This window comes from Alteromonas sp. 4NS20-0143, assembly GCF_057542855.1.
The window spans coordinates 1-1,582 of sequence record NZ_BAAJLR010000021.1 but is presented as its reverse complement, the minus strand read 5'-3'; the positions used below and the strand labels follow the sequence as shown (position 1 = coordinate 1,582).

1 protein-coding gene is annotated in these 1,582 nt (G+C 46.2%); it reads right to left on the bottom strand.

The window, feature by feature from the left end:
- Positions 1-318: 318 nt before the first annotated feature.
- Positions 319-1,473: an IS110 family RNA-guided transposase gene (locus AC27HD_RS18755; protein WP_032094841.1), complete on the bottom strand. Its 1,155-nt coding sequence runs from the start codon at positions 1,471-1,473 to the stop codon at positions 319-321.
- Positions 1,474-1,582: the final 109 nt, after the last annotated feature.

The window sequence follows — 1,582 nt, the reverse complement described above, 5'->3', positions numbered from 1 at the left end:
GTTGGTATGACTCCCCTTGTCAATAAAAACCGAGAGTCTCCCTGACATTTTTTCGGTCCATAATCAGCTGCTCTCTTGCTCTAAATAAATGAGCTAACGCACCGGATGAGGCAGTAATGTCGTCGGTTGTCATGCTGGTATTCGTGGATTATTCATCTTTCAATGAACAGCGCCTACCTTACTCACTCCGCCGTGGTCACCTTCTCATCAGTCTATGTTCGTGGATCAATAACCGTTAAGTTATTGCCGTCATAACACCCTCGTAGGTTGTGCCACATTCCGCGGCCTGACCCGAATGCGTTAGCTCAAACTCTTTTATCATGCAGGTACTCTGCTCAATCTCAATTTTGGATTAACTGGCGTAAGCACCACTTCTTTTGCAATAGCCCATATGTAGGCTGCCATCTCTCTTGCTATTGCGGTGATAATGAGGTTGTAATGTTTACCTTTCTTGCTCATTCGCTGGTAGCGTTTGCACAGGCGAAGCTGTGCTTTCCACGCAATATCGACGATGTCTTTGGGTAATCCTTCTTGCCGAATTTGAATATCGGTCGACACGTTCGCTGGATATCGATAGCTATGCGCTCCCTCAATCAATAATCGCCTTGCTCTACCGTTACCAGACTTAGTGATAGCGCCTAAATGGCGTTTTCCACCAGAGGAATGTTCACTGGGTACCAAGCCTAAATAAGCCATAAGCTTTCTAGGGTGGTCGAATCGGTGTAAGTCACCCAGTTCGGCCACAACGCCAACCGCTACTAGCAGCCTTACACCACGCATGGCTTGGATCGCTTTAACGACAGGATAATAGCGCCACTGGTGTACATGGTGGGCGAGTTCGTTATCCAACCTTTCCAATCGTCGTATGCGCTCTTCTATCGTTTGTAAGTATTCTTGCAGCACGATGTGCTGCGCGGGGTGAGGTAATATCAACTCGGTCAGCCACCGCAGATGTTTCTTCGACCAATTAGCAGAGCCTTCATACCGAATATTGTTTCTTAGCAGCAGCGCTTTGAGTTGGTATTTAGCTTCTTTTAAATCCTTCATAGCAAGCTCTCGAGCTCGGGATAAATCTCTTACTGCCTCATCCTCTGGTTCAGGCACATAAATGGGCGTGAGATCTTCAGATCTTAATAACTTCACCAACTTCAACGCATCGCGCCTATCGGTCTTGATATGTTCGCCAGGCTTTTTCGGAATAAGGGAGGGCGCAACGACATAGCAACAATGCCCTAAACTTGTAATAAGTCGATAAATCCAATATCCACATGGGCCTGCTTCATACACCACGTGAATTGTTGCCCCAGGGTATTTCGATTCAAACTGACGAATGAGCTTTTTAACGCTGACTTTTGAAGAAGGAATGCGGCCATAGTGCACCGCACTTGCCCCCCGCTGCTCTTCACAATAGGCAACTTCGTGAAACTCTTTATGCGTATCCAATCCGATAAAAATCATGCTATGTTTGTTCATGCTAGCCTCCAAATGATTTAGTCTTAAGCAAACTAATTATGGCACTGGCTGAAAAGTTAACCCACGAAAATGCGGAGGCTAGCATTTCACAGGGAGTCATTGTGTCTAT

Coding starts and splice junctions, on each gene's coding strand:
- AC27HD_RS18755 (WP_032094841.1), bottom strand. CDS start 1,473: ATGAACAAACATAGCATGATTTTTATCGGATTGGATACGCATAAAGAG.